The organism is Mesorhizobium sp. M1322 (assembly GCF_040318085.1).
Classification (GTDB): Bacteria; Pseudomonadota; Alphaproteobacteria; order Rhizobiales; family Rhizobiaceae; genus Mesorhizobium.
The window spans coordinates 1-3,689 of sequence record NZ_JAMYLP010000180.1 but is presented as its reverse complement, the minus strand read 5'-3'; the positions used below and the strand labels follow the sequence as shown (position 1 = coordinate 3,689).

General features: G+C 64.2%; 3 protein-coding genes. All 3 read left to right on the top strand.

Features of this window, described 5'->3' with window-relative positions; genetic code table 11:
* Nucleotides 1–681: sugar-binding transcriptional regulator (locus NKH12_RS30110; RefSeq protein WP_352956438.1), on the top strand; the 681-nt coding region annotated here is incomplete at its 5' end.
* Between the two features lie 421 nt (nucleotides 682–1,102).
* Nucleotides 1,103–2,011, top strand: a complete 909-nt coding sequence (gene gcvA / locus NKH12_RS30100; protein WP_352956435.1) for a transcriptional regulator GcvA — start codon at nucleotides 1,103–1,105, stop codon at nucleotides 2,009–2,011.
* 189 nt (nucleotides 2,012–2,200) lie between these two features.
* Complete coding sequence (locus tag NKH12_RS30095) at nucleotides 2,201–3,511, top strand: ABC transporter substrate-binding protein (protein WP_352956434.1); 1,311 nt, start codon at nucleotides 2,201–2,203, stop codon at nucleotides 3,509–3,511.
* Nucleotides 3,512–3,689: the final 178 nt, after the last annotated feature.

The following is a 3,689-nucleotide window of genomic DNA, read 5'->3' as shown; positions in this document are numbered from 1 at the left end:
CCCCCCCCCTTGGGGGCCGCGGGGGGGGGGGCGGCCCAGAACTCTCCCCGGGTGCGGCCGCGGGGGCGTCTGGGCTCGGCGAGCGCCACCGGTCGCACCCTGAAGGCGGCAATCGAGCAGCTGCCGCCGATGGAATGCCCACAGCACAAGGTGGTGTCGCTGACCGGCAACATCTCGCCGGACGGTTCGGCCGCCTTCTACAACGTCATTTTCACCATGGCCGACAGGGTCAAGGCGCGCTCCTTTCCGATGCCGCTGCCGGTCATCGCCTCCTCGCGGGAGGAGCGCGAGATGCTGCTCAGCCAGCCGATGATCCAACCGACGCTGGCGCTTGCCGCGGAAGCCGACGTCACCTTCGTCGGCATCGGCGATCTCGGCCCCAAGGCGCCGCTTTACGAGGACGGCTTCATTTCGGAGAGTGAATTGAAAGCGCTGCAGAAAGCCGGCGGCGTCGCCGAGATCGTCGGCTGGGTGTTCGATCGCGAAGGCCGGATGATCGAGGGCATCACCAACGACAGGGTGTCGTCGGCATCGTTACCGTCGCGTGAAAGGTCGCTGGTGATCGCGCTCGCTATGGGCGAGCGGAAACTGCCGGGCATCCTCGCGGCTGTCAACCGGCGCCTGGTCAACGGCCTCATCACCGACGAGCGGACCGCCGCCGCCTTGCTGGCGGCCAGCTGATTTGCGATAAATCCAGCAAGGCTATTTGTGCCGGCCACAAGGATCGTTGCCATCGAGAAAACCCATGTCGCGCTGCAGATGCGGCGGCAATTCCCTGATGTCAAGATAGGCCCGTTTCCTGGCCACGTGCCGTGCCAATCCCCGCGCCAGCCGCAGAAACCAGCCTCGGCCTGGCGTCAAAGATAGCTTTTCCTGTACAATAGTCATGATCGTCAGCCTTCGTTATCTCTGACGCATGACCCCGAAAATCGATATCGATTTTCGGAAAGGATCATGCGCAAAATCAAAAGTGCTACAGCGTCCTTTGCGCGTCCAAAAGGACGCGCGGCGCTGTAGACGAGAGTGAACGTCGACCTCAAATATCGGCTAGGTCGGGCCTTGCTGCCAATCAAACGTCGATCACGGCCCATAAGGAGGGCTTATGCCTGAACTCAACTCACGGCAGGTCTCCCAGCTCCCTCCGCTTCAGGCGATCCGGGTGTTCGAGGCGGTGGCGCGGCATCTTTCCTTCACCAAGGCCGCCGGCGAGCTTGGCATGACGCAGGCGGCGGCGAGCTATCAGATCAAGCTTCTGGAAGAGCGCGTCGGTGCGCCTTTGTTCCTGCGCCGGCCAAGGCAGATCGTGCTGACCGAGGCGGGGCAACGCATGGCGCCTGCGGTCAGCGAGGCCTTCGCCCTATTGGGTGGGGCCTACGCCGCCGCGCGCAGCGGCGCCGACGGAGTACTTTGTGTCTCGACGCTGCTGACCTTTGCCTCGAACTGGCTGGCGCAGCATCTCGGCTCGTTCCAGGTCGCGCATCCATCGCTGGCCGTGCGTCTCGATACATCGAACCGCCTCGTCGATTTTGCCCGCGAGGACATCGACATCGCCATCCGTTCGGGCGGCGGAAACTGGCCGGGCGTGGAGGCGCACAAGCTTTTCAACGCGGACTTCACGCCGATGCTGAGCCCGAAACTCGCGGCGACCATCGGCGGGGTGAAGGAGCCGGCCGATCTGTTGCGCCTGCCGATCCTCGACCCGGGCGACATCTGGTGGCGGGACTGGTTTATCGCCGCCGGCCTGCCGGTCGAAGAACTGGCCAAGCGCCCCGGCTCCAGCATGGGTGCTCAGGCCTATGAGGCCAACGCCGCGATCGCCGGGCAGGGCGTGGCGATCGTGACGGCCGCTTTCTTCAAGGCCGAGCTTGCCGATGGCCGCCTGATCCAGCCCTTCGATCTGGTCGGCGACGACGGCCACGCCTATTGGCTGGTCTATCCCCAGGCGCGGCGCAACGTGCCGAAGATCCGGGCTTTTCGCGAATGGATCCTGGCCGAGATTGCCGGCGAATAGATCGGCAATTTATCCGATCAAGCGGGCGCCGAAATCCGCATTTCGCGGGTCGTAAAGCCTCCCGAGCGGATGCCGCACGGGCTTTCGTGCTGCGCTGCAGCAACGAATCCGGCTTGACATAAATCATGGAAAATGAGTAATTGCTCACAGCCAAGGCAAATGCTCAGCTTGGTCTATGGGAGGAATTTGATGAAACTTCGCACGCTCACCCTGGGTCTGTTGTCGGCCAGCACCCTTGCGTTCGCCGCGCATGCCGAATCCATCACCATCGCCACCGTCAACAATGGCGATATGGTCCGCATGCAGAAGCTGACCGACGACTTCACCGCCAAGAACCCCGATATCCAGCTCCAGTGGGTCACGCTCGAGGAGAACGTGCTGCGCGAGCGCGTCACCACCGACATCGCCACCAAGGGCGGCCAGTATGACGTGATGACCATCGGCACCTACGAGGTTCCGATCTGGGCCAAGCAGAGCTGGCTGCTGCCGCTCGACAAGCTCGGCGACGACTATGACGTCAAGGACATCATCCCGGCCATCGCCGGTGGCCTCTCGGTCGACGGCAAGCTTTATGCGGCACCGTTCTACGGCGAAAGCTCCTTCGTCATGTACCGCAAGGACCTGATGGAGAAGGCCGGGCTGACCATGCCCGACGCGCCGACCTGGGACTTCATCAAGCAGGCCGCCGAGAAGATGACGGATCGCGCCAGTGGCGTGAACGGCGTCTGCCTGCGCGGCAAGGCCGGCTGGGGCGAGAACATGGCCTTCCTGACCGCCATGTCGAATTCCTTCGGCGCACGCTGGTTCGATGAGAACTGGAAGCCGCAGTTCGACCAGCCGGAGTGGAAGAACACGCTGCAGTTCTATGTCGACCTGATGAAGGCCAACGGCCCGGAGGGCGCATCTTCGAACGGCTTCAACGAAAACCTGGCGCTGTTCCAGCAGGGCAAGTGCGGCATGTGGATAGACGCCACCGTCGCTGCCTCCTTCGTCTCAGACCCGAAGAACTCAACTGTCGCCGACAAGGTTGGCTATGCGCTGGCGCCCGACAATGGCTTGGGCAAGCGCGGCAACTGGCTGTGGGCGTGGTCGCTGGCCATTCCCGCCGGCACGCAGAAGGCTGACGCCGCTCAGAAGTTCGTATCCTGGGCAACCAGCAAGGAGTATGCCGAGCTCGTCGCCTCGAAGGAAGGCTGGGCCAATGTTCCGCCCGGAACGCGCTCCTCGCTCTACGCCAACCCCGAATACCAGAAGGCGGCGCCCTTCGCCAAGATGACGCTGGACTCGATCAATGCCGCCGATCCGACGCATCCGACCGTCAAGCCGGTGCCCTATGTCGGTGTCCAGTTCGTCGCCATCCCTGAGTTCCAGGGCCTTGGCACCACCGTCGGTCAGCTGTTCTCGGCCGCACTCGCCGGCCAGACGAGCGTCGATGATGCTCTGAAGCAGGCCCAGGACGCTGCCACCGCGACGATGACCGAGGGCGGTTATATCCAGTAGGCTCCTCCCGGTGCCGAATGCCGGTTGCCCATCATGGCCGGCAGGGGCGGGGGGGCCCCCGCCCCCCGGGGGGGGGGGGCGGCCCGCACCCACACAAATTTTTGTCTGTGTCGGAGGGGCCGCGAGCGGATCAGCAGCAACCCCGGGGCGGCGGCGGCGGGGACTGCGTCGCGGGCGG

What these genes read in the sequence shown, in the direction of transcription:
- gcvA (WP_352956435.1), top strand. Translation starts at nt 1,103, where the DNA reads ATGCCTGAACTCAACTCACGGCAGGTCTCCCAGCTCCCTCCGCTTCAG.
- NKH12_RS30095 (WP_352956434.1), top strand. Translation starts at nt 2,201, where the DNA reads ATGAAACTTCGCACGCTCACCCTGGGTCTGTTGTCGGCCAGCACCCTT.